Genomic DNA, 21642 nt, shown 5'->3' with positions numbered 1-21642 from the left:
AATTTCACATGAGTGATGCTATCGAGCTCAGTCTGGACGGGGTCGAGCGCCAGCCAATGCGCACCTTTACCGAGCAGGCTTACTTGAACTACTCCATGTACGTCATCATGGATCGGGCCCTGCCGCACATCGGCGACGGCCTCAAACCGGTGCAGCGGCGCATCATCTACGCCATGAGCGAGCTGGGTCTGTCGGCGCTGTCCAAGCACAAGAAATCCGCCCGTACAGTGGGTGACGTGCTGGGTAAATATCACCCCCACGGCGACAGCGCCTGTTACGAAGCCATGGTGCTGATGGCCCAGCCCTTCTCCTACCGCTACCCGCTGGTGGATGGTCAGGGCAACTGGGGTGCGCCGGACGATCCCAAATCCTTCGCCGCCATGCGTTATACCGAGGCGCGGCTCTCCCGCTTCTCCGAGCTGCTGCTCTCCGAGCTGGGCCAGGGCACGGTGGAGTGGACGCCGAACTTCGACGGCACCATGAAAGAGCCGGTCGTGCTGCCCGCCCGCCTGCCCCACATCCTGCTCAACGGGGTGACCGGCATCGCGGTGGGGATGGCGACCGATATCCCGCCCCACAACGCGCGGGAAGTGGCCCACGCCTGCGTGGCGCTGCTGGACAACCCCAATGCCGGCCTGGATGCGCTGATGGCCCATGTGCAGGGGCCGGACTACCCGACCAATGCCGAGATCATCACGCCCCGGGACGACATCCGCAAAATCTACGAGACCGGCAAGGGCTCCATCAAGCAGCGGGCGGTGTGGAGCGAAGAGGATGGCGACATCGTCATCACGGCGCTGCCCCATCAGGCTTCAGGCGCCAAGATCATGGAGCAGATCGCCGCCCAGATGGTGGCCAAAAAGCTGCCCATGGTCACCGATCTGCGCGATGAGTCGGACCACGAAAACCCGACCCGTCTGGTCATAGTGCCGCGCTCCAACCGGGTGGATGTGGAGGGGCTGATGGCCCACCTGTTCGCCACCACGGACCTGGAGAAGAACTACAGGGTCAACCTCAACATCCTGGGTCTGGACAACCGACCCCAGGTCAAAGACCTCAAGACCATCCTCACCGAGTGGCTGAGCTTCCGTCGCGAGACGGTGCGCCGCCGCCTGCAGTATCGCCTCGACAAGGTGCTGGCCCGCCTGCACATCCTCGAAGGCTTGCTCATTGCCTACCTCAATATCGACGAGGTGATCGAGATCATCCGCACCGAGGAGGAGCCGGGCCGGGTGATGATGGAGCGTTTCAACATCAGCGAGACCCAGGCCGAGGCGATCCTCGAGCTCAAACTGCGCCACTTGGCGAAACTCGAAGAGTTCAAGCTGCGAGCCGAGCAGAACGAACTGGCGGAAGAGCGCGACAAGCTGGAGCTGATCCTGGGCTCCGAGCGCCGTCTCAGCACCTTGCTGAAGAAAGAGATCCTGGCGGACGCCGAGAAGTACGGCGACGATCGCCGCACCCCGCTGGTGGAGCGCGCCACCGCCGTGGCCCTGACCGAGAAGGAGCTCACCCCGAGCGAGCCGGTCACCGTGATCCTCTCTGACAAGGGCTGGGTGCGTGCCGCCAAGGGCCACGACGTGGATGTGGCGGGCCTCTCCTACAAGGCGGGGGATGGTTACCTCGCCCACGCCCATGGCCGCAGCAACCAGCAGGCGGTGTTCCTCTCCACCCTGGGGAGAACCTACTCCCTGGAGGCGCACACCCTGCCGTCGGCCCGCAGCCAGGGCGAGCCGCTCACCGGCCGCTTCGCGCTCGGGGCCGGGGAAGAGGTGCGCCATCTGGTGATGGGTAACGAGGGCGAGCCGTACCTGATCGCGAGCGACGCCGGCTACGGCTTCGTCTGCAACTACGACGACCTGACGGCCAAGAACAAGAACGGCAAGGCACTGCTCACCGTGCCGGAAGGGGGCCTGGTGATGGCGCCGCAGAAGATAGGCGCGCCGGACACCGATCTCTGCATGGCCATCTCCAACGAGGGGCGCATGCTGCTGTTCCCGCTCAGCACCCTGCCGGTACTCGGCAAGGGCAAGGGCAACAAGCTCATCAGCATCCCGTCAGCCCGCGTGAAGGCGCGGGAGGAGTTTATGGTGATGGCCGCCATCATCCCGCAAGGCCAGTCGGTCACCCTGTTCGCCGGCAAGCGCAAGCTCACGCTCAAGCCGTCCGATCTCGACTACTACCGTGGCGAGCGCGGCCGCCGTGGCGCCAAGCTGCCCCGCGGCTTGCAGCGAGTCGATCGCATCGAGATTGAACCCGTCGCCGGCGCAGAACCGGTAGCCGGGGAAAATCAGGAAGGGTGATAAACAAAGAGGGAGCAATTAATTGCTCCCTCTTTGTTACTAATAAACGTGTGAGGATTTATTCTATTTTATCCCACAACTCTGTTGCCGCAATTTCTATTTCTTTGTATGACTTTGGCACCAAAGGTGACCTAATTGGTGCTTTAGTTTTATCCCACTCTAAAATTGCCCCGCCTTTATCTTTTCGTTTTAATTTGGCCCCACCACCTAAACTCATAGAGAACAGATCAAGAAATCGACGTGGACCAATGCCAATAAATGGTTCAAAGGCTACAGTTTCTTTATTGTCTAGAGTGGATTCTTCAAGTTCAGACTTCAATGTAATCGACTCTGAATGAAAGTCTAAAGCTCGGCTTTTGGGATATGGCTCTACATAAACAACCCGCTCTACGCCACTGGCTATAATATGTTTTGCGCAGTTATGACATGGAAACGTAGTACAGTAAATAGTGGAGCCACTTGTAGGAATACCTGCTCTACCACAAGAAAGTAAAGCATCCATTTCTGCATGGACAACACGTCCAAACTCAGTGAGGTCAGAAATTTTGCTATCTTTTAGTATTTTAATTATTTCTAATTGACGCTCTTCTTTAAATAGACCGCTACCTAGAAGATTATTAGCGATTTCTTCTATGATCTCTGCTTGTGCTTGTTTATTAGAGTCTCGCTCTCGAGTGTAATCTTTTCCATCTGGATGATCTTCTACCTTTCCTGTTTTTTTGTCTACTTCTGCCCAATATAGTCCCCCACCAGATTTTGGTACATCATTAGCGCCAGTTGCAATTATTTGCTTTTCTCTACTAATTACAGCACCGACTTGACGTGATAAGTCACCAGAGCGAACGGAGCTGTTAAACGCCATGAACATTGCAAACTCGTCAAAGGTGGGGTTTTTATATGGATGAGAGAAAATTAATTCCAGAAAACGTTGTAGTCCATTTTTAACTTGATCGCTATTGCTACCAAAATTAAGGAAAAAATCAGAAAGATGGTAAGTGTCACGAGTTTTTTGACCATGATCTACGCTTTCATCTTCATCGATTTTAATTAACTCGTTGGCCTCGACTTGAGTCAATCCCTTGTCTTCGCATAGGTGCTGTCTTCGTCTTTTTTCATCAGCATGGATGCCAATTAAATAAAACCCATCACCATAAATCTTTCGTAAAAGCTCGACTTCACTCGGATGCTTTAATGAATTAACTATATATGCTGTTTTGAGAGTTCCAGTAGTTCTCGAGTTAGAGATTTCTTTAGCTACACCGGCAGATAAAATTGCATTATTTCCACTTTTATTTCTAAGAGCATCTCCAGCATTCATGTAATGCTTTATTCTTTCGTATTCATTTTTTCCATTGTATTTTGGTAGTATACTCGAGACACGGATCTCTTTAACTGTATAACCAAATCCTTGTAGCTTGTCAGTTAATGGCTCTGTTACTCTTTTGTATTCCGTCCCGACGGAACTGACAATTCCAATTATTAACTCACTTTCATTTATTCCTGTTGTTAAATATTGTAGCTCTAAAGATAATGGATTGTCCTGTTGAGACTTTTTCTCATTTTGTTCGCTGCCGGCGAATGTATCCATAGAGATACTATTGGTTTCTTTTAATTGTTGAGGTTCACTCGGGTATAAAAGTTTTGGTACTTCTGTCTCTAGTTTAAGTTTGTCGGGATCCTTGCCTTGAAAATTTATAGAGCCAGTGCTCTCAAACCAGTTCATGACGCCATGACCTAACCTCAATACTTTCTTATTAGGCTGGTTATTATCCCAAGCTCCACCTAAGGAAGCTAGCCGGCTTTCCAAGTCATCAAAAGTACCAGTGAACTTCAATGCCATGTTGTTTACCTCGCAAGTCCTATTTTAGGATTAAAACATAACCGGTATGTTCATAAAATTTACTCATCAGTATATCTGTAGAAAGGCTTTGTCCGAAGCCTTTGAAGTTAGAGGTGTGAGCATTATCTGTTTTATTGCTCATCGCTGTGTCCCCTCAATAAGGGCCGCAGGTTTGATTAGCGAAGAGTAATCGGACGTTCGCGCAAGCCGATTGCCGCTGTTATGTAGCTACCCAACTGCTTTTTCTTTTCTTTAATCGCCAAGGCCACTGGCACGGACATTCAGACCCCGCCCATGGTCCCCGCTCGCTAAGCTTAAAGGGAGCAGCACAGTGCCAGGAGGCCAATCATGGAGATCGACAAAGCCATCGGACTGATCGAGGCCCACGGGGCCTTTCACGGGGATCACTACAGCTTCAACAGCGACGAGTTCGTGCAGTGGTGCGAGCAGGATGCCCACCAGACCCTCAGCCTGGATCAGGCCAATCACGAGTTGGCGCCCTTCTGCATCCGGGTCGGCTACGCCGAGCCGGTCCGGTTGTGGCGCTACTATCTCACCTGACGCGGGCGGAGGGGCGCAACCGCCTCGCCTGCCATCTGCGGGGAGCATCGAAAAAGGAGCCGGCGAGGCTCCTTTCTTGTGATGATGAGGCGGGCGACCCCCTCAACGATTGAAATCCCACGCGATGGGCAGCTCGATATCGAAGAGAAGCGCATCCTCTTCGAGGCGAAAGGGCAGGTCGGTCTGGTGCTGTGAATATCTGTCGACGATAAGGCAACCCTCGAAGAAGTTGGATTCGTAGCCGAGGCGGACCAGCCCCCGGGTGCCGTCTCGCTCGAGTTCGATGCCCAGCACCCGGGGCGGGTGCTCCTGGCTCAGGTGGACGCCGGGATTGCCCTCATCCACCAGCCGCTCCAGCAGGGGGAAGAAGTCTGGCCTGTGGGCCTCTATCGTCCGGGCGATGGCCTGCTCCTGCTCGGCGCGGGTGGCAAAAGGGCCACCGAGGGGGTAGCGGGTCTGGATCCTCTCCTGGTTCATGGTCTGCTCCTTGATGCTATTGCCTGCCGGGGGTATCGCATCCTTGATGGGCGCTCAGGCGGGGATGCGGCCGTTCTTCACCAGCGCCCGGCGGATGTTCCTGCACATCTTGCCAAAACTATAGAGCTCGTCGAAGGTGGGCGGGATGCCGCGCTGGATCTGGTATTGCCAGTAGCAGAGCTCGCTGTCGACCATCTCCATCAGCTTCTTGGGGCAGCCGATGCAGCTGTTGTCAGGCCCGCACCTGAAGGTATCCGGCTGATAGAGCGGAAATTCCGCCTTCACGGCGTCGATGATCTGCTGCATCGCGGTAATGCGGTCCGGCTTTCTGCTCACGGCCTTGCTCCCCTGCGGCTTGTATGGGGGAGTCATTATATCCCTGACAAAATGTGGGACAATGACGCTTAGGGGGTAGTCAGGCCTGAATGGATAGCACAACGCCCGGCAAGCCGGGCGTTGGAATTCGGTGAAGGGGAGAGATCCGTCATCAGAAGTCGTGATAGAGCGGCCAGCCGAGCAGGGGGTGCTTGAGACCGGCGCGCATCTCCATGTTGTCGAGCTTCTCCGGCGAGGCGTCCTCTTTTTGCAGCTGCTGGTACTGGCGCACAAAGCCGAGGGTATGCAGCAGGTTCGGCACAAAGCCCGGGCTCAGCTCCTGGCGCAGGGCCGCGGCCATGTCTGCGGGCAGTTCGTTCAGCATCAGGGCGAGCTGGGCGGCGAGATAGTCGGTATCGTACCAGGCCTCGTCGAGCGCAATCTCCCGCGCCAGCTTGCGCTTGAGATCCTGCTTCACCTTGAGCGGGGCTGCGCCAGTGCCTTTGCCGCAGAGGATGCGGTAGAGCAGGGCCTCGGCCAGCTTGTCCTCCATGGTGGGGTGGTCGCTCTCGCAGGCAAAGTAGTGCTGATCGATGAGCGCCATCAGGCGGCTCTTGTTGTGCTCGGCCAGCGCCTTCTCGTACTCCTGCCACCCTTGCCATTCCTCGATATCGGGGGGGCTGGAGATCTTGTCCAGCAGCCGCGCATCCACGTCACCGTAGAGGCTGTTGCCAGCCTGCTTGGGGCTGACGGTGATGAGCATGGACCAGCCCTTCTGGAACGGCTTGATGGGGCCTTCCGGTGCCTGCAACAGGGCCAGCGCCTTGGCCGGATCCCGCTGGGATAGCTCCTGCAACCCTAAGCTCACCACGCCGATGACGTCGTGGGCGGCCTGCTCCAGCAGGTGCATCTTGTACTTGTTGTAGTACTTGTCGGCGAATTTGAGGCTCATCAGCACCGCCTTGCCCTTGATGGCGGCCAGCTGTTGCTCGCTCAGCCGTTCATTGTCGCGGCCAAAGCGCAGCACCTGGGTCAGAAAGGGGCCCTGGTTGGCATCGCGAATGACTAACTGCATGAATGGGCTCCTTAATCCAGAAAGCTGAACATGTCGTCGACGTCGCCGTACTCGTCTTCCTCGACCTTGTTCTTCTCTTTGGCCTGCATCACCAGCTCGGCGGCAAACTTGTTGATGATGCCGTCCCAGGTCGAGTGTTCGCTCCGTAGCAGCGACTTGATGGATTTTTCCACCTCGGGGGCCAGCTCGCGAATAAGCATCAAGAGGCTGCGCGGGTCGTCCAGGGCGTAGTCGTGGCTGTCTTCGGCCTGCTGGCGCTCGCTGTAGCGCAGGGACTCTTCGAGATCCTCCTCCTCGGCGTGCAGCACGTCGCGATAGCCTTCGTCCTCTTCATAGCGATCGCCGCGATAGAACTCGATAAAGGGGATGGCGAGGTAGAAGAGGCCTGCCGGGTCTTCGGCCACGCATTCGAGGATCTCCCGCTGCTTGGCTTCGCTATCCTGGGTGCGGATCAGGTAGTTGAGGAAGTCGAAGGTGTGCTGCTGCAGCTCGTCGGCGTTGTTCTTGATCGCCTCTTCCCAGTAGAGCGGCTGCTGGCAGACGATGTCGCGGATCCGCTCCGGGGTCATCAGCTCGGAGATGATGGAGGGGAAGGAGATGTCGTGCTGGCCGTTGATCTGGGTCAGGGTAACGATATCAATATTTTCAATCACTTCTGCCAGCTGGTCGTCAGACATGGTTTTGGCGATCAGCTCGAACTTCTCGCTGGCCTGCTTCGGCTCGATAACGGCCAGCTCTTTGATCTCGATGGCGGTAATTTCTATCAGACTGTTGCTCATGCCTTGCCCCAATTAGAAACGGACTTCGTCGTACATGTCCTGATCGTCTTCTTCGCCCTGACCGCCATGATAGTCGGCGTCGGCATCTTCCCCGTCATCTTCGTCCTCGTCCCGCAGCTCATAGTCGTCATCGGCACTGTGGCTGCCGCGGGGCTGCGGGTTATCGAGCAGAAACAGCACGGCGCAGGCTTCCATCAGCTGATCTTCGCTCTGGGCCCGTACCGCCTTGACCAGCGGCAGGGCGGCGTTGTTGAAGCCGACGCTCACCTTGAACTCGTCCCAGGAGGGCTGCTCGCCGCTGGCGAGCCACTTGTTCCACTGCCCCTTGGCCTTGGGGGGGAACTGCACCCGGCCATAGAGGGCGAGCGGCAGGTATTCGGGCATGAACTCCAGCATGCTCATGTCGGCCAGCAGCAGGGCCTTCATCTGGTCGGTGAACTGCTCGAGCCCCTTGGGGTCGTCCTGATCCCGGTAGGATTCGATATTCTCGCTGGCATCGCTTTGCAGGGCCTTGAGCCGTGCCTGGTCCCATTTTTTTTGCATAGTCGCTCTTCTTGCCTGGTGGCTCAGGGGTAGAACTGGTCCCACATCTCCTGCATGGCAGCAGCGGGATCGGTCACGATGACGTTGTTGAAATCCTTGATAAAGGCGGCCCGCTGTTTCGGATCGGACAGCACTTCATAAGCCTGCTTTACCTGGTGCAGCCTGAGAGCTGCCTGCTCTTTCTCTTCTTCGCTCGCCCCGTGCAGCTTGTCGGGATGGTACTGGTTCGACAGCCGACGATAGGCTTTTTTGATGTCGTTTTCACTGGCGTTGGACTTGACGCCCAGCACCCGGAAGTAGTTGTTCATGACGGATCCTGCCTCACTGGCATGGTGGAATTCATCCTGTGTCGGCCTGGTGGCGGAACGTCGGCAAACCAGGCTCGGCAAAAACCGGAGATTTTAACGGAAACCGCCCTCCATCGCCATGAATAGGAAGAAAAGTAACCAGAGGAATGCGCGGCGGGTGCGCCTTGGGATCCACCTCCCGGTGGGTGACCGTCTCGGGGCTACACTACAGGAGGCGTCGGGTCGTCCCGGGGAGCGGGGCCCGGCTCGGACCATCACAAGGAGTAGACAGCCATGTTCAAACAGTATCTTCTGTCCCTGGCGTTGTTGAGCGGCGCCGCCCTGGCCGCCGAGGATCCCCTCGACGAGCCCATGATGTTCATGAAGGGGGATATTACCAAGGCCCAGTTCATGGAAAGAGCCGAGCAGCGTTTCGCCCGGCAGGACACCGACAAGGATGGCACCCTGTCGGTGGCCGAGAGAGAGGCCGCCATGGCCAGGATGCACGAGGCTATGCAGCAGTCCGGCAAGGCCATGCCGGGCAAGATGGGGAACATGGGAAACATGAGGCCGATGCAGGACACCACCAAGGCACAGTTCATGGAGCGTCATGAGGCCGTCTTCACCAAGATGGACAAGAATGGCGATGGTGTGCTCGACGAGGCCGAGCGGGCCAGCGCCAGGGGGAGGCTCGGGCAGGGGATGATGGCGCCCGCGCAACAATAGGCTTGCCAGCCTCAAGATGGAAAAAGAGCCCGGTAGCGATACCGGGCTCTTTGCATTCCTTGCGTGGCGACGGCTTACCAGCGAGCCCACAGCAGCCGCAGCTTGAGCCCCCAGCGGCTGCTCCAGCCCGTGGTGCTGCTCACCAGCTTCCCATCCCTGATGATGAGAAAGCTGGGGGTGACTCCCACCTGCCAGCGGGCAGCCAGATCCCCCGACTCGTCGTTGTGGGTCGGGAAGGTCAGCCCCTTCTTGTCCATCCCCTGGCTCAGCTGTTCAGCGTTGCCGGAGCGCAGGGCCACCGTCAGCACGTTCTCGCCTTCCTGCCAGAGCTGCTCCACCGTGGGGGTGGTGAAGCGGCACACGCCGCACCAGCTGGCCCAGTAGTAGACCAGCAGCGCCCTGCCGCGGCTCTGTTCGGCTAGGTTGGTGATGGTGCCATCCTGCAGGGTGATGGGGGCCTCCATGGCCCCCGCCGGCAGGCTGGGGCCGCGCCACAGATCCAGCAGGGTGGAGACGACCAGCGCCATCAGCAGCAGCCAGAGCGCCTCCTTGCCCCAGCGTCGCCAGCGCGGTGCCTTTACAGCGACATCCTCAACCATGATTTAGCTCCGCCTGGCCAGCTCGGCTTTCACCAGCCGTTCCAGCTCGTCATAGGGGAGGGCGCCAGGCACCAGCTGGTTGCCGATAAGCGTCGCCGGGGTGCCCTGCACGCCCAGCAGGGTGCCGATGCGAAGTCGGTGTGGTCGCAGCTCCATCCATGGCCTCCTCATGCCCGTTTGGCCAGCTCGGCTTTCACCAGCTGCTCCAGCTCGTCATAGGGAATGGCACCCGGCACCAGCTGGTTGCCGATAAGCGTAGCCGGAGTGCCCTGCACGCCAAGAAGAGTGCCGATGCGCAGGCTGTTGCGCAGCTCCTCGGTGGCCTTGCCTTCCGGCTTGAGGGTCAGGTTGTCGGTGGCAGCCAGCGCCTTGTTGATGTCCGCCTCGGTCAGCATCCCCTGCTTGCTCATCAGCTTGTCGTGCAGGGGGAGGAAGCGGGCCGGATCCTGCTGCCACAGGGTGAGGCTGTACTGGGCCGCCTTGGCGGAGGTCTGCCCCTTGAACGGCAGCAGCTTGATCACCAGCCCCAGATCGTCGGGATAGGCCTCGAGCAGCCGGGTCAGCTGGGGATCGAACTGCTTGCAGTAGGGGCAGTTGTAATCGGTGAACAGCACCAGGGTCAGTTTGGGGTTCCTGGCCCCGAGGCGCGGGCTGGTGGCGCTGTTGAACAGCACCTCCTGGTTGCTCTTGATGAAGTCGCCGAGCTGGGCCTCCTGGGCGGCGGCGTTCTGCTTCTCCCAGGACTCGGCGGCCTCGTCCAGGATCTTCGGGTTCTGCACCAGAGTCTCGCGAATGAGCTCCTTGATGCGGGCCTCCTGCTCCGGGGTGAAGGGGGCGGCGTGCAGCAGTGGGGCGCTCAGGCCGCCGGCAACCAGGGCGGTACACAGGGTCAGGGTACGCAGGTTCATGGCATTCTCCTTAGAAATGGGGGCCGGGCTGGATGAGGCCGGCCTTGTTCAAGACGTTGAGCAGCTCGGCCTTGTCCAGCAGGGGGGAGAGGCTCTCCCCTTCGGGCAGGCCGGGCCCGTAGATCTGGTTGAAGGGGACGGCGGCGGCGCCGCGCTGGCGCAGGAAGGCGGCGATGGCATCGCTCGGCCTGCTCCAGTCGCCGCGCAGGGCCACCACGTCCGGGGCGGACAGGGCCTCCTGCACCTCGCCCTGCAGCAGCACGTTGTATTTGTTGGCCTTGCAGGTGACGCACCAGTCGGCGGTGACGTCCACGAAGACCCGCTTGTGCTGGGCCAGCGCATCGACGATGGCCTGTTCAGAGAGCGGCTGCCAGGCCACCCGGTCGACGCTGCCCGATCCTTGCGCCGTGAGGGCGCCCCCCAGCAGCAGGGCGCCGCCGATGAGGGCCGAGAGGGAGAGGGCCAGGGTGAAGCCGCGCATGCCGTAACGCCAGAGGATGCCCACCAGCAGCGCCAGCACCATGGCCACCATCAGCCAGCCGGTGGTCGTGCTGCCCAGATGGTTGCCGAGCAGGCTCGCCAGCCAGAGGCTGGAGCCCAGCATCATCAGCCCGAGCAGGATGCGCAGGTGCCCCATCCAGCGGCCCGGCTTCGGCAGCCAGAGGGCGAGGCGCGGCAGGGCCGCCACCAGCAGCCAGGGCAGGCTCATGCCAATCCCGAGGGCCGTGAAGATGAGCCAGAGCTGGCCGAGGGGGGCCGCCAGCGCGAACGCCACCGCGGTGCCGAGGAAGGGGGCCGAGCAGGGGGTCGCCAGCAGGGTGGCGAAGCTCCCCTGCAGGAAGTGGCCACAGAGACCCTTGCCGCCGCGGGTGGCGAGACGAGTGCTGAGATTGCTGGGCAGGCGGATTTCGAACAGCCCCAGCAGGTTGGCGCAAAACAGCAGGGTCACCGCCACCATGAAGCCGATGAAGCCGGCGCTCTGGAACTGGATCCCCCAGCCGACCGCCCCCTGGGTCGCGCGCAGCAGGCTGCTCATGGCCGCCAGCACCCAGAAGGAGGCGAGGATGCCGGCGCTGGCGGCCAGGAACTGCCTGCGCACCCGGCGCTGTTCGCTCTCCTGCTGTTGCAGCACAGAGCCGAGCTTCAGGGCCAGCACCGGCAGCACGCAGGGCATCAGGTTGAGGATGAGGCCGCCGAGCAGCGCCGCCCCCAGCAGCCAGAGAAGGGGCTGGTGCTGGGTCGGCAGGGCGATGGGCCCGGCGATGGGGGCGCGGGTCTGCCAGGCCTGATCGCCGCTGGTGAGTAGCAGGCCGAGGGACTGACCGCGCAAGTCGGGTGCATCCCCCTGCCAGCCGTCGCTCACCGGCACCCGGGCGATCAGGACATTGCCGTTCACCTCGAGCGCGGGCTTGCCGAACTCGGCCCCCTCCAGCGCATCGATGAAGAGGGCGGGCGACTGCCAGCCCTCTGCCCGCTCGGCGCGCAGCTGCAGCTGGTTGTGCTGGTAGCCGAGCTCGACCCGGGTGTCGGCGGGCAGGGGCTGGGGCAGGGTGCTCATGGCCCGGGCCCAGGCGAAGTCGAAACCGGCCGGCGCCTGCCCATCCGCCGCCAGGGTGAAGGGGTAGTCGGTCAGGATGCAGACATTGCTGCAGGTGGAGAGACGCAAGGTGCCCTTGAGCGGCTGCCCGGCCGGGTAGTCGAGGCTCAGGGGGAAGCGCACCTGCTCCTGATAGCCCTGGGTGCTGAGCCCGGCCACCTCGAAGGGGCGCGGCGTGGGCCAGTGCCACTGGAAGTCGCCGACCGGCTGATCCCACAGGATCTGGGGCGCTATGCCCCCTTCACCCGGGCTGTGCCAGTAGGTTTTCCAGCCGGATTCGAGGGCCACCTCGAGCAGGATGCGGGTGTGGTCAGGGGCGCTGCGGTCGGCCTGCAGCCTGACCCTGGCGTGATCGTTCCGGGGGCTGGTGAGCCACCCCGTATCGCTGGCCAATCCACTGGATTGCCACAGCAGGCTGCCCAGTAGCAGGACCGCCTTGAAGAGAGTTGACATGTTTTTGGTCTCGCAAAAAATGAGTGACAGCTAACGAAACAACGCGGCTGAACTCATTCCCGCCAGACACAGAGGGTGAGGTGGAGTCGTCGTTCCGGGGGCGAGACGGCCCGTGGCGGCGGCAGTGGCGGCGTGTAGCGCCAGAGCGGCGCCAGCAGGGCGATGAGCAGCGCCACCGCGAAGAACAGCTGCTCGACGCAGAGCAGGCTGGCGGCGCTCAGCCACTTGCCGTTGAGCTGGCAACCGTTGGGCTGGGGGCTGGAGGTGCTGGCCTTGTCGGCCTGGTCGTCGGGAGTCACGGAGGAGGGCAGGGCCTGGCAGCTGATGGCGTGATCGAGCAGGGCGAGTCGGGCCAGCGGCTGGGCCGCGCAATTGAGCACCAGCAGGCAGACCAGCAGCAGGAGTCGTGTCGCCCAGCGTTGTTGGTGAATCATGCTCGCCCCGTTCATCAAGATGGGCACATCCTAACGACCAACGGCGGGTGGGGCAAGCCGGAAGGCGAGGGGGACGTGCGAGGCTGGTCGGTTCTGTCTGGCGAACGCTTGTTCGCTAAAAGGGGGACCAGTATACTGCGCCGAGTCAAATTCCGAGGTGTTCGATGCTCAAACTTGCCCGTGTGCTGCTGCTGGCCCTGCTGCTCGTCTTCTGGTTCGTCTTCGGCCTGTTGCTCTGCCTGGTGCGCCCGCGCCACCCCAACAACGTCTATGTCTTCGCCCGCATGTACCACGCGGTCTGCCCGCTGATCGGGCTCAAGGTACGGGTGATCATTCCGGAGGAGGTCAAGTCGGTGGGCCCGGCCGTCTACGTCTGCAACCACCAGAGCAACTACGACATCTTCACCGTGACCGGTGCCGTGCGCCCCGGCGTGGTGGCGGTGGGCAAGAAGAGCCTGCTGTGGCTGCCTTTCTTCGGCCTCATCTTCTGGCTCTCCGGCAACGTGCTGATCGACAGATCCAACCGCTCCCGCGCCATCGGCACCATAGGCCAGGTGGTGGATCGCATCAAGCATCGCGGCACCTCCATCTGGATGTTCCCGGAAGGGACCCGCTCCCAGGGGCGCGGCCTGCTGCCGTTCAAGGCAGGGGCCTTCCATACCGCAGTGCAGGCCGAGGTGCCCGTGGTGCCCATCGTCTGCTCCAGCTACTTCGGTCAGATCGATCTGAACCGCTGGGACAACGGCGAGGTGCTGCTGGAGATGCTGCCCCCCCTGTGCAGTAAGGAGCACGGCGCCGCCGGGATCCGCGAGTTGTCCGACACCTGCCGGGAGAAGATGGAAGCCAAGCTGGTGGAGCTGGATGGCAAGCTGGGCCATAGGCCGGCGGCCTGAGCCGTTTGACTGCAAGGAGGGAGCCGCTGGCTCCCTTTTTTATTGGTGAAAATCACCATGTAGTTGGCTTTTTTCGCCACATGGCGTCCCTTCAATTCTCGTCATCAAGAGTCATCTATATGTAATAAAAGGAAAAAATATTCTGGCACGGCTCTTGTAATGTCATGGGAAGAGAGTGACATCCCATCAACAAGGAGCCAGACCATGAGCGTATTCAGCCGCCTGACCGACGTGATCAATGCCAACCTGCACAGCCTGCTCGACAAGAGCGAAGAGCCGGAGAAGATGCTGCGCCTGATGATCGAGGAGATGGAGCAGGTCCAGGTCGAGATGAGGACCCAGGCCGCCCGCGTCATCGCCGAACAGAAACAGCTGGAGCGCCATCAGCAGGCGCTGCGCCACCGGATCCAGGAGTGGACAGCCAAGGCCGAACTCGCCATCCAGAAGGGCCGCGAGGATCTCGCCCGTGCAGCCCTCACCGAGAAGCTGGCGGAGATGAAGCAGTGCGAGCGGCTGGAAGAGGACAAGGCGCGGGTGGCCGAGGTGCTGGCCCAGCTCACCGCCGACAGCGAGCGGCTGGCGGGCAAGCTGGCCGAGGCGCGGGAGAAGCAGAAGATGCTGACCCTGCGCGAGCAGACCGCCCATAGCCGCATTCGTGCCCGTGCCCAGGTGGACAACCAGCGCATGCACGAGCTGGTGGCCCGCTTCGATGGCTTCCAGAACCGGGTGGATCAGCTGGAAGCCCAACTGGAGGCGGCGACCCTGGGGCAGAATCCCTCCCTCGAGGCCCAGTTCCGCGAGCTGGAGCTGAACGACGAGATTGAGCGGGAGCTGGCCCGTCTGAAAGGCCACAAGGCGGAGGCCTAACCATGACACCCTGGCCCAAGGATCTCGCCCATCGCAAGCTGACCGGGGTCTGCGCCGGTCTTGCCAAGGGGCTGGGGGTGTCCAGGGTGACGGTGCGGGTCGCGGCCCTGCTGACGCTGATCCTGATGCCGCCCCTGGCGCTGGCCGCCTATCTGCTGGCGGTGCTGATCATGCCGCCCCGCCGTGAATTGAAGCGCTGGCTGGATTGACCCTGGTCACTCAGCGGCATTAACCCAGTGAGGAGCACAACATGCTGGAATTTATTGTCTTGATCCTGGTGCTGATCGGCATGGCGCTGACCGGATTCACCGTGTTGGCCATGCTGCTGGTGAGCGGGGTCTTTGTGCTGTTTGGCGCCCTGGCCGGCATGTTTGCCCTCATCATCAAGCTGGCGCCCTGGTTGCTGCTGGTGCTGGTGGTGTGCTGGCTGCTTGGCAACAGGCGCAGGCAGTCGAACACCTACCGTTAAGCCTCCCTGATCTCGCATCCTTCCTTGGCCACTGCTTGCAGTGGCCCTTTTTATGGGCGCGACACGGGTTCGGTGTGCGGGGTGGCAAGTCAGGAAAGGCTCCAGTCGTGCCACAGCGCCGGCTCTTGCACCAGACGCTCCTTGAACGCCTTGCTCTGCTGCTTGAGGCGGTACTCGAGGCGCAGCGCCTCGCGTTTGCCGGGAACCTCCTGCTGCCACGCCAGGGTCAGGGGCCCCTTGCCGCGCAGGGCTCTGGCCCCCTTGCCGCTCTGGTGCTGACGCAGGCGCCGCTCGGGATCCGTGCTGATCCCCGCATAGAGTGCCCCGGCGCCGGTGCGCACCAGATAGACAAACCAGGGGGAGGGCGTGCCGGTGGCGAGGGTCACGAGGTGCGCCACCTTGCCCGCCGACCCCCGAGCCGGTGCAGGGGCAGCAGGCTCACCAGCAGGCCGGCCCAGACGAAGGCGAAGCCAACGGATTTCACCGGATCCGGTATCTCGCCAAACCAGAAGAGGGCGAGCAGGAAGGCGAGGCTGGGCTCTATGTATTGCAACAGGCCCACGGTGCTCATGGGGGTGCGCGCCACCGCGTAGCAGAACAGCCCCACCGGCAGCAGGGTGGCGGGCGCACTGCCCATCAGCAGCAGGCGATCGCTCCAGTCACCGGCCATAAACTGGCTGGTGCCCTGCAAGGTCAGCCAGCCGATGACGAGCAGGGCGACGGGCAACTGCACCAGGGACTCCAGATAGAGGCTGGTGCCGGCGTCCAGTCTCACCTTCTTCTTGATGAGGCCGTAGAGGGCAAAGTTGGCCCCCATCACGAGGGAGAACCAGGGCAGCTCGCCGTAGGAGAAGAGCATGTAGGCGAGCCCCGCCAGGGCGAGCGCCACCGCCAGGTGTTTCTGCGGGGTGAGCCTCTCTTTCAGGAAGAGCACCGCAAAAGCGATGTTGAACAGCGGGGTCATGAAGAAGGCGAGGCTGGTGGCCAGCACCTGACCCGTGGTCAGGCACCAGGTGAACATGCACCAGCTGATGGACATCACGGGGCCCGCCAGCAGCACGAGACCGAGCTGACGGGGATCGCCGCGCAGGGCCCCCCAGGGCACCCGATGGCCGAGCAGCAGCAACAGGCCTCCCAGCAGCACCACGGACCAGAGCACCCGGTGGGAGAGCAGTTCCCACATGTTGATCTCGGGCATGAACTGGTAATAGAGGGGCAGCATGCCCCACAGCACGAATGAGAGGGCCGCGCTGCCGGTGCCCATCCAGTTCTTCATCTCTCTCCGTTTATTAAACTAAACAATGGCGGCTGCATGATAAGTATCCGCCGCCACTTTCACAAGCGGGAGCGGGGAGAAAACTCTGGTACTATCGGGTCCATGAACCGACTCGATATCCTGTTTGAACAGATCCGGGCCTGCCGCCTGTGCGAGGCCCACCTGCCGCTCGGCCCAAGGCCGGTGATCCGCGGCAACGAGCACGCCCGTCTGCTCATCATCGGCCAGGCGCCGGGGACCCGGGTGCACGCCAGCGGCATCCCCTGGGACGACCCCTCAGGCGATCGGCTGCGCCAGTGGCTCGGGGTGGACAAGAGCGTCTTCTACGACGAATCCCGCATCGCCATCATGCCCATGGGGCTCTGTTACCCGGGCCGGGGCAAGTCGGGGGATCTGCCCCCCAGGCCGGAGTGCGCCCCCACCTGGCACGACAAGGTGCTGATGCTGCTGCCCAACATCGAGCTGACCCTGCTGATCGGCCAGTATGCACAGGCTTACTACCTGCGGGAGGCGGCGAAAGGATCCCTCACCGAGACGGTGCGACACTGGGCGGACTATGGCCCGGCCTGGTTGCCGCTGCCGCACCCGTCCCCGCGCAACACCCTCTGGCTCAGGAAGAACCCCTGGTTCGAACAGGCCGTGATCCCCCATCTGCAGCAGAGGGTCGCCCCCCTGCTTGCCCCTGCCGGCTAGAGCGCCGGCTCGGCCTGGGGCTTGGGCTTGCTGCGGGCCATGGCGACCAGCGGCAGTATGATACACAGGCACCCCAGCAGCAGCGGCAGCCCTGGCTGCTCGTCAAACAGCCAGACCCCGATGGCGACTGCCATCAGCAGCCCGGTGTACTCCGCCGAGGCGATCTTGCTCGCCTCCGCCTTGCGATAGGCCATCACGCACAGCCCCGCATAGACCATGATGAGCGCCGAGGAGCCGAAGGCGGGCCACCACATCTGCCACTGCCACTCGCCCCCTTCCCACCAGGCCAGTGCCAGGATGAAGGGCATGCTCAGCACGTTGGTGAAGAACAGGGTCTGGGCGATGGGCTGCTGGAGCGGGATCCGCTTGATCAGCAGATTGTTGACCGCCAGGGAGAGCGCCACCCCCAGGGCCGCAAGGGCGGCCCAGTTCACCTCGGTGGGGCGCAGCACGATGAGCACGCCGACGAAGCCGAGCAGCGCAGTCAGCACCTTCTGGCGCGACAGCGCTTCCCCCGCCAGCCAGACTGCGAGCGGCACCATCAGGAGCGGCGCCGCATAGAAGAGGGCGTTGGCGGTGGCGAGCGGCAACCGGGTGAGGGCGACCACCATCAGGCAGACGCCGATGGCCCAGATGTGGGCCCGCAGCAGGTGCCACTTGAGCGCCACCGGCGGGTTGCGCCGCCATGACCAGAGCAGCCAGGGGGCGAGCAGCAGGGCGGCGGAGAGCTGGCGGAAGAAGACGAACTGGAAGAGGGGCTGGTCCGGCTCCAGCACCTTGACCAGGGCATCGGAGAAGACCGCCACCATGTTGCCCAGCACCAGATAGAGGATGCCTATTCCGACTGCATTCATACCACCTCCAGATTCAGATGAGGGGAGGGTAGCCCGCGGTCAGTTATCCAGTAAAATGATAAAAAGTCACCATGCATGAGAATTTTGGATAATGAAGCTGCCCCCCCTGCGCGCCGTTCAATATTTCGAGGTGGTGGCTCGCCTGCTGAGCTTTTCCCGTGCGGCCCTGGAGCTCAATGTCAGCCAGAGCGCGGTCAGCCACCAGATCCGCCTGCTGGAGGATTTTCTGGGGGAGCGGCTGCTGCTGCGCCAGGGTCGACTGCTCTCCCTGACGCCCCAGGGGGAGACCTATTTCGAGGGGATCTCCGCCGGGCTGGTCCAGATAGCCCAGAGCAGCGAGCAGCTGCGCGGCGGCGGCGAGATGCGGGTGCGGCTAGCTGTCTACAGCTCCTTTGCGGTGAAATGGCTGATCCCCCGCCTGGCCGGGCTGCGCCAGCTCCATCCCGAGCTGGATCTCAGTCTGGAGATGGTGGCGGAAGACCCCGAGCTCTCCGACAGGGTGGCGGACGGCTTCATCACCGTCTCCCCCGAGGGGCCCGGGTACCTGCACGATCTGCTCTATCGGGAGCGGCTGATGCCCGTCTGCAGCCGGCGCCTGTGGCAGCAGGTGGAGGGGGAGTGGCCCGCGACCCTGTGGCAGTTGCCGCTGCTCTCCATCCAGGCGATCTACAAGGAGAAGGGGGAGGACTGGCGGCGCTGGGCCGAGGTGGGGGGCCTGACCATTCCCCCCGAGGCGAGGGTGCACCATTTCAGCCATATCCTGCTGGCGCTGGAGGCGGCGAACTGGGACCAGGGGATGGCGCTCATCAACGACTACATGCTGCAGCCGGAGGACCCTCGCCTGGTGCGGCTGCCGCTGCACGCCCTCGAGACCGGCGACAACTTCTATTTCGTCTGCAAGCGCTCGCGCGCCCATGAACCCGCCATCAGTCGGCTGCGCCAGTGGCTGTGGCAGGAGTCGCAGGCGAGCCTGAGGCCTGGGGAAAACGAGCCCCTCAGGCGCGTCTGAACCGACTTAGTACGAAGAGGCTGGCGGCGCAGACCACGACGGACTGGCCTGGATTGCGGGGGCTGATGGCGCTGGCGAGACCAACGCCATCGATCTTCACGTTCGCTTGAACTGGCTCAGTACAAACAAGGTGGTGGCGCAAACTACCACAGATGGACCCGCCGGGGTGTCCTGATACCAGGAGAGGGTCAGCCCGCCGAGTACGGCGAGGCAGCCGATCAGCGCCGCAAGGCCGGCCATCTGCTCCGGGGTCTGGCTGAAGCGGCGGGCGGTGGCGGCGGGGATGATCAGCAGGGAGGTGATGATGAGCGCGCCGACGAACTTCATCGCCACGGCGATCACCAATCCGATCAACAGCATCAGCACGCAGCGCAGCACATCCACCCGCACCCCTTCCACCCGGGCCAGCTCTTCCGAGATGGTCATGGAGAGCAGCGGGTCCCAGAGCCGCCACAGGGTGAGCAGCACCAGGGCGCCGCCGCCGTAGATCCAGAGCAGGTCCATGGGCTGCACCGAGAGCAGGTCGCCGAACAGGTAGGCCATCAGATCCACCCGCACATTGTCCATGAAGCTCAGGGTGACCAGGCCGAGCGACAGGGCGCTGTGGGCCAGGATGCCGAGCAGGGTGTCGGTGGCCACCTGCTGGTTGCGGCTCATGATCACCAGCAACATGGCCATGGCGAGGCAGCAGACCACCACCGCCAGGGTTAGGTCCACCTGCAGCAGGATGCCGAGGGCGATGCCGAAGAGGCAGGCGTGGGAGAGGGTGTCGCCAAAATAGGCCATCTTGCGCCACACCACGAAACTGCCGAGGGGGCCGGCCAGCACGGCGATGCCGAACCCGGCCGCGAGGGCGTATAACAGAAAGCTGTCCACTTGATGATCCTGTTGCGTGCGTTACGGGTTGCGGGAGGGCAGGCGGATGACGGGAGCCTGCGGTTCATGGTGGTGATGCTCGCCATCGCAGTGGTGATGGTGGGTGTAGACCGCCAGCACCTCCTGCTCCGGCCGCCCGAACAGGCGGGCAAATTCCGGGTGGCGTGCCACGCTCTCCGGCTCGCCGTGACAGCAGACGTGGCGATTGAGGCAGATCACCTCGTGGGTGCTGGCCATCACCAGATGCAGGTCGTGGGAGACCATCAGCACGGCGCAGTGGAATTCGGCGGCGAGCTGGCCGATGAGGGCGTAGAGCTCGATCTGGCCCGTGATGTCTACTCCCTGCACCGGTTCGTCCAGCACCAGCAGCTCGGGCTTGACCAGCAGGGCGCGGGCCAGCAGCACCCGCTGCATCTCGCCGCCGGAGAGCTTCTGCATCCGGTTGTCCAGCAACTCCTGGGCGCCGACCCGCGCCAGGGCCTCCTCGATGGAGAGGCGGCCGTTCTTGCCGAGCTGCAGGAAGCGGCGCACCGTCAGCGGCAGCGTGGGGTCCAGGTAGAGGCGCTGCGGCACATAACCGACCCGCAAATCGCGGCGGCGAATGATTTCGCCCGAGTCCGGATTGAGCAAGCCCAGCACCAGCTTGCTCAGGGTGCTCTTGCCCGCTCCGTTGGGGCCGACCAGGGTGGTGATTTTGCCTTTGTTCAGGGTAAAGGAGACCTTGTCGAGCACGAGTCGTCCGTCAAATGAGAGACAGACCTCTTTCAGCTCCACCAGTTGGGTCATGACAGCTCCGGGGTTTACAGCCAGTGAGAGTTATAATATAACAGCGACGTTGGTTTGTTATATTATCACACACACACTCCCTGACGAGACCTCTATGCGAATTCTTGCCCTGATCACTGCCCTGCTGGCGGTGAGTCTGCCTGTCCGTGCCCTCGAGGTGCTGACCACCATCAAACCCCTTGGCTTCATCGCGGCGGCCATCACGGAGGGAGTGAGCGAACCCAAGGTATTGCTGCCGACGGGGGCTTCCCCCCACGACTATTCCCTGCGCCCCTCCGATATGCGCAGCATCAACGAGGCCGATCTGGTTGTCTGGGTAGGCCCCGAGCTGGAAAGCTTCATGGCAAAGCCGCTTGCAAAGCATCCCCATGCACTGACCCTGACTCTGGTGCCGGGCATGCCCTTGTTCAACTACGAAACCCAGGCGAGCCACGACGACCACGATCATGAACACGAGGCCCACGAGCACGGTGATCAGGATGATGGTCATGAAGGGCACCATCACGAAGGTGTGGATCCCCATCTCTGGCTGGGCCCGGCCCAGGCCAAGGCGATCGCCACCGCGATCGCGACCGAGCTTGGCAAGCAGGATCCGGCCAACCAGGCGCGTTATGCCGCCAACCTTGCTGTTTTCAAGGGCAAGGTCGATGCCCGGGACAAGGTGATCGCCGAGCAGATGAAGGCGGTGAACGAGAAGGGCTACTTCGTGTTCCACGAGGCTTATGGCTACTGGGAGCGTCACTACGGCATGAGTTCCAGGGGACACTTCACCGTGAGCCCTGAGCGTCGTCCCGGCGCCAAGACCCTGGTGGAGATCCGCAAGGCGCTGGAAGAGAAGCAGGCGAGCTGCATCTATGCCGAGCCGCAATTCTCGCCAGCGGTGATCGAGTCGGTTGCCCGCAACACCGGGGCCAGGGTGCTGCTGCTGGATGAGGTCGGCGAGCAGGTGCCGCTCGGCCCGGATGCCTATCTGCAATTCATGCAGCAACTGGCCGAGGCCTTTGCCCAGTGCCGTTGAGCTC

At 62.0% G+C, this 21642-nt stretch carries 26 protein-coding genes and 1 pseudogene; 10 read left to right on the top strand and 17 right to left on the bottom strand.

The genetic code is table 11. The features are described from left to right. The first annotated feature begins 8 nt into the window (after window positions 1-8). On the top strand, window positions 9-2303 hold the full coding sequence (gene parC / locus R2B70_RS17675) for a DNA topoisomerase IV subunit A (protein WP_318162100.1): 2295 nt from the start codon (window positions 9-11) through the stop codon (window positions 2301-2303). Between the two features lie 58 nt (window positions 2304-2361). Here the strand turns inward: parC and R2B70_RS17670 are convergent, their stop codons facing one another. After that, window positions 2362-4143, bottom strand: coding sequence for an anti-phage dCTP deaminase (locus R2B70_RS17670; RefSeq protein ID WP_318162099.1), 1782 nt, complete (start codon window positions 4141-4143; stop codon window positions 2362-2364). A gap of 348 nt (window positions 4144-4491) precedes the next feature. On the opposite strand from R2B70_RS17670, the gene R2B70_RS17665 reads away from it, so the two are divergent. Next, window positions 4492-4704 (top strand): hypothetical protein, encoded by a 213-nt coding sequence (locus R2B70_RS17665; protein ID WP_318162098.1) that lies wholly within the window; start codon window positions 4492-4494, stop codon window positions 4702-4704. 102 nt (window positions 4705-4806) lie between these two features. Here the strand turns inward: R2B70_RS17665 and R2B70_RS17660 are convergent, their stop codons facing one another. From R2B70_RS17660 to R2B70_RS17635, 6 genes are all read right to left on the bottom strand, one after another. Next, on the bottom strand, window positions 4807-5181 hold the full coding sequence (locus R2B70_RS17660; protein WP_318162097.1) for a hypothetical protein: 375 nt from the start codon (window positions 5179-5181) through the stop codon (window positions 4807-4809). A 54-nt stretch (window positions 5182-5235) separates the two neighbouring features. Continuing rightward, entirely contained in the window at window positions 5236-5487 is a 252-nt protein-coding gene (locus tag R2B70_RS17655; RefSeq protein WP_318163374.1) for a hypothetical protein, read from the bottom strand. A gap of 181 nt (window positions 5488-5668) precedes the next feature. Further along, on the bottom strand, window positions 5669-6571 hold the full coding sequence (atcC, locus tag R2B70_RS17650; RefSeq protein WP_318162096.1) for a cold adaptation protein AtcC: 903 nt from the start codon (window positions 6569-6571) through the stop codon (window positions 5669-5671). Between the two features lie 11 nt (window positions 6572-6582). After that, window positions 6583-7350, bottom strand: coding sequence for a cold adaptation protein AtcB (gene atcB, locus R2B70_RS17645; RefSeq protein WP_041216557.1), 768 nt, complete (start codon window positions 7348-7350; stop codon window positions 6583-6585). A 12-nt stretch (window positions 7351-7362) separates the two neighbouring features. Beyond that, window positions 7363-7893 (bottom strand): cold adaptation protein AtcA, encoded by a 531-nt coding sequence (atcA, locus tag R2B70_RS17640; protein WP_216991568.1) that lies wholly within the window; start codon window positions 7891-7893, stop codon window positions 7363-7365. 23 nt (window positions 7894-7916) lie between these two features. Beyond that, on the bottom strand, window positions 7917-8201 hold the full coding sequence (locus R2B70_RS17635) for a DnaJ domain-containing protein (RefSeq protein ID WP_042079392.1): 285 nt from the start codon (window positions 8199-8201) through the stop codon (window positions 7917-7919). 273 nt (window positions 8202-8474) lie between these two features. On the opposite strand from R2B70_RS17635, the gene R2B70_RS17630 reads away from it, so the two are divergent. Further along, entirely contained in the window at window positions 8475-8906 is a 432-nt protein-coding gene (locus tag R2B70_RS17630) for an EF-hand domain-containing protein (RefSeq protein ID WP_318162095.1), read from the top strand. 74 nt (window positions 8907-8980) lie between these two features. Here the strand turns inward: R2B70_RS17630 and R2B70_RS17625 are convergent, their stop codons facing one another. The 5 genes and pseudogenes from R2B70_RS17625 to R2B70_RS17605 form a co-directional block, all read right to left on the bottom strand. After that, entirely contained in the window at window positions 8981-9505 is a 525-nt protein-coding gene (locus R2B70_RS17625) for a protein disulfide oxidoreductase (protein ID WP_318162094.1), read from the bottom strand. Between the two features lie 3 nt (window positions 9506-9508). Then, window positions 9509-9640, bottom strand: a pseudogene (locus R2B70_RS17620) (DsbA family protein); the annotation flags it as partial. Window positions 9641-9672: 32 nt separating this feature from the next. Beyond that, window positions 9673-10413 carry a DsbA family protein gene (locus R2B70_RS17615; RefSeq protein ID WP_318162093.1) on the bottom strand — a complete coding sequence of 247 codons (741 nt, stop codon included), beginning with the start codon at window positions 10411-10413 and terminating at the stop codon, window positions 9673-9675. A gap of 10 nt (window positions 10414-10423) precedes the next feature. Further along, window positions 10424-12463, bottom strand: coding sequence for a protein-disulfide reductase DsbD family protein (locus R2B70_RS17610; protein ID WP_318162092.1), 2040 nt, complete (start codon window positions 12461-12463; stop codon window positions 10424-10426). Between the two features lie 53 nt (window positions 12464-12516). After that, window positions 12517-12897 (bottom strand): hypothetical protein, encoded by a 381-nt coding sequence (locus R2B70_RS17605; RefSeq protein WP_210599882.1) that lies wholly within the window; start codon window positions 12895-12897, stop codon window positions 12517-12519. 164 nt (window positions 12898-13061) lie between these two features. On the opposite strand from R2B70_RS17605, the gene R2B70_RS17600 reads away from it, so the two are divergent. The 4 genes from R2B70_RS17600 (at window position 13062) to pspG (ending at window position 15126) form a co-directional block, all read left to right on the top strand. Continuing rightward, window positions 13062-13790, top strand: coding sequence for a 1-acylglycerol-3-phosphate O-acyltransferase (locus R2B70_RS17600; protein WP_119197261.1), 729 nt, complete (start codon window positions 13062-13064; stop codon window positions 13788-13790). Window positions 13791-13994: 204 nt separating this feature from the next. Then, entirely contained in the window at window positions 13995-14657 is a 663-nt protein-coding gene (gene pspA / locus R2B70_RS17595; protein WP_209793687.1) for a phage shock protein PspA, read from the top strand. 2 nt (window positions 14658-14659) lie between these two features. Then, entirely contained in the window at window positions 14660-14866 is a 207-nt protein-coding gene (locus R2B70_RS17590) for a PspC domain-containing protein (RefSeq protein ID WP_318162091.1), read from the top strand. Between the two features lie 41 nt (window positions 14867-14907). After that, window positions 14908-15126, top strand: coding sequence for an envelope stress response protein PspG (gene pspG, locus R2B70_RS17585; protein ID WP_042079384.1), 219 nt, complete (start codon window positions 14908-14910; stop codon window positions 15124-15126). An 89-nt stretch (window positions 15127-15215) separates the two neighbouring features. Here the strand turns inward: pspG and R2B70_RS17580 are convergent, their stop codons facing one another. After that, a complete protein-coding gene (locus R2B70_RS17580; RefSeq protein WP_412055151.1) occupies window positions 15216-15512 on the bottom strand; it encodes a GIY-YIG nuclease family protein in 297 nt (98 codons plus the stop codon). Further along, window positions 15509-16402, bottom strand: coding sequence for an EamA family transporter RarD (gene rarD, locus R2B70_RS17575; RefSeq protein WP_318162090.1), 894 nt, complete (start codon window positions 16400-16402; stop codon window positions 15509-15511). Before rarD ends, R2B70_RS17580 begins: the two co-directional genes overlap by 4 nt. A 102-nt stretch (window positions 16403-16504) precedes the next feature. On the opposite strand from rarD, the gene R2B70_RS17570 reads away from it, so the two are divergent. Further along, the gene (locus tag R2B70_RS17570) at window positions 16505-17095 is read left to right on the top strand and encodes a uracil-DNA glycosylase family protein (RefSeq protein WP_318162089.1); all 591 of its coding nucleotides are present in this window, start codon (window positions 16505-16507) and stop codon (window positions 17093-17095) included. Here R2B70_RS17570 and R2B70_RS17565 read toward each other — a convergent pair. Continuing rightward, window positions 17092-17949, bottom strand: a complete 858-nt coding sequence (locus R2B70_RS17565) for a DMT family transporter (protein WP_216991580.1) — start codon at window positions 17947-17949, stop codon at window positions 17092-17094. The two genes, R2B70_RS17570 and R2B70_RS17565, sit on opposite strands and share 4 nt — an antisense overlap. A 91-nt stretch (window positions 17950-18040) precedes the next feature. On the opposite strand from R2B70_RS17565, the gene R2B70_RS17560 reads away from it, so the two are divergent. Continuing rightward, on the top strand, window positions 18041-18958 hold the full coding sequence (locus R2B70_RS17560) for a LysR substrate-binding domain-containing protein (protein ID WP_042079379.1): 918 nt from the start codon (window positions 18041-18043) through the stop codon (window positions 18956-18958). A gap of 96 nt (window positions 18959-19054) precedes the next feature. On the opposite strand, the gene znuB is transcribed toward R2B70_RS17560, so the two are convergent. Both znuB and znuC read right to left on the bottom strand, forming a co-directional pair. After that, window positions 19055-19834: a zinc ABC transporter permease subunit ZnuB gene (gene znuB, locus R2B70_RS17555; protein ID WP_318162088.1), complete on the bottom strand. Its 780-nt coding sequence runs from the start codon at window positions 19832-19834 to the stop codon at window positions 19055-19057. 21 nt (window positions 19835-19855) lie between these two features. After that, on the bottom strand, window positions 19856-20620 hold the full coding sequence (znuC, locus tag R2B70_RS17550; protein ID WP_042079377.1) for a zinc ABC transporter ATP-binding protein ZnuC: 765 nt from the start codon (window positions 20618-20620) through the stop codon (window positions 19856-19858). 94 nt (window positions 20621-20714) lie between these two features. On the opposite strand from znuC, the gene znuA reads away from it, so the two are divergent. Further along, window positions 20715-21638, top strand: coding sequence for a zinc ABC transporter substrate-binding protein ZnuA (gene znuA / locus R2B70_RS17545; RefSeq protein ID WP_318162087.1), 924 nt, complete (start codon window positions 20715-20717; stop codon window positions 21636-21638). Window positions 21639-21642: the final 4 nt, after the last annotated feature.

Source organism: Aeromonas sp. XH (assembly GCF_033348475.1).
Lineage (GTDB): Bacteria > Pseudomonadota > Gammaproteobacteria > Enterobacterales > Aeromonadaceae > Aeromonas > Aeromonas sanarellii.
The sequence above is the reverse complement of the archived record's forward strand: the minus strand, read 5'-3'. Positions and strand labels throughout refer to the sequence as shown.

Excerpts from the sequence above, each read along its gene's own strand:
- R2B70_RS17610 (WP_318162092.1), bottom strand. The coding sequence starts at position 12,463 with ATGTCAACTCTCTTCAAGGCGGTCCTGCTACTGGGCAGCCTGCTGTGG.
- R2B70_RS17625 (WP_318162094.1), bottom strand. The coding sequence starts at position 9,505 with ATGGTTGAGGATGTCGCTGTAAAGGCACCGCGCTGGCGACGCTGGGGC.
- R2B70_RS17560 (WP_042079379.1), top strand. The coding sequence starts at position 18,041 with ATGAAGCTGCCCCCCCTGCGCGCCGTTCAATATTTCGAGGTGGTGGCT.
- R2B70_RS17635 (WP_042079392.1), bottom strand. The coding sequence starts at position 8,201 with ATGAACAACTACTTCCGGGTGCTGGGCGTCAAGTCCAACGCCAGTGAA.
- R2B70_RS17670 (WP_318162099.1), bottom strand. The coding sequence starts at position 4,143 with ATGGCATTGAAGTTCACTGGTACTTTTGATGACTTGGAAAGCCGGCTA.
- atcC (WP_318162096.1), bottom strand. The coding sequence starts at position 6,571 with ATGCAGTTAGTCATTCGCGATGCCAACCAGGGCCCCTTTCTGACCCAG.
- atcB (WP_041216557.1), bottom strand. The coding sequence starts at position 7,350 with ATGAGCAACAGTCTGATAGAAATTACCGCCATCGAGATCAAAGAGCTG.
- R2B70_RS17565 (WP_216991580.1), bottom strand. The coding sequence starts at position 17,949 with ATGAATGCAGTCGGAATAGGCATCCTCTATCTGGTGCTGGGCAACATG.
- atcA (WP_216991568.1), bottom strand. The coding sequence starts at position 7,893 with ATGCAAAAAAAATGGGACCAGGCACGGCTCAAGGCCCTGCAAAGCGAT.
- R2B70_RS17570 (WP_318162089.1), top strand. The coding sequence starts at position 16,505 with ATGAACCGACTCGATATCCTGTTTGAACAGATCCGGGCCTGCCGCCTG.
- R2B70_RS17630 (WP_318162095.1), top strand. The coding sequence starts at position 8,475 with ATGTTCAAACAGTATCTTCTGTCCCTGGCGTTGTTGAGCGGCGCCGCC.
- R2B70_RS17665 (WP_318162098.1), top strand. The coding sequence starts at position 4,492 with ATGGAGATCGACAAAGCCATCGGACTGATCGAGGCCCACGGGGCCTTT.
- znuA (WP_318162087.1), top strand. The coding sequence starts at position 20,715 with ATGCGAATTCTTGCCCTGATCACTGCCCTGCTGGCGGTGAGTCTGCCT.
- R2B70_RS17590 (WP_318162091.1), top strand. The coding sequence starts at position 14,660 with ATGACACCCTGGCCCAAGGATCTCGCCCATCGCAAGCTGACCGGGGTC.
- R2B70_RS17615 (WP_318162093.1), bottom strand. The coding sequence starts at position 10,413 with ATGAACCTGCGTACCCTGACCCTGTGTACCGCCCTGGTTGCCGGCGGC.
- rarD (WP_318162090.1), bottom strand. The coding sequence starts at position 16,402 with ATGAAGAACTGGATGGGCACCGGCAGCGCGGCCCTCTCATTCGTGCTG.
- R2B70_RS17600 (WP_119197261.1), top strand. The coding sequence starts at position 13,062 with ATGCTCAAACTTGCCCGTGTGCTGCTGCTGGCCCTGCTGCTCGTCTTC.
- znuC (WP_042079377.1), bottom strand. The coding sequence starts at position 20,620 with ATGACCCAACTGGTGGAGCTGAAAGAGGTCTGTCTCTCATTTGACGGA.
- R2B70_RS17605 (WP_210599882.1), bottom strand. The coding sequence starts at position 12,897 with ATGATTCACCAACAACGCTGGGCGACACGACTCCTGCTGCTGGTCTGC.
- parC (WP_318162100.1), top strand. The coding sequence starts at position 9 with ATGAGTGATGCTATCGAGCTCAGTCTGGACGGGGTCGAGCGCCAGCCA.
- pspA (WP_209793687.1), top strand. The coding sequence starts at position 13,995 with ATGAGCGTATTCAGCCGCCTGACCGACGTGATCAATGCCAACCTGCAC.
- pspG (WP_042079384.1), top strand. The coding sequence starts at position 14,908 with ATGCTGGAATTTATTGTCTTGATCCTGGTGCTGATCGGCATGGCGCTG.
- R2B70_RS17655 (WP_318163374.1), bottom strand. The coding sequence starts at position 5,487 with ATGCAGCAGATCATCGACGCCGTGAAGGCGGAATTTCCGCTCTATCAG.
- R2B70_RS17660 (WP_318162097.1), bottom strand. The coding sequence starts at position 5,181 with ATGAACCAGGAGAGGATCCAGACCCGCTACCCCCTCGGTGGCCCTTTT.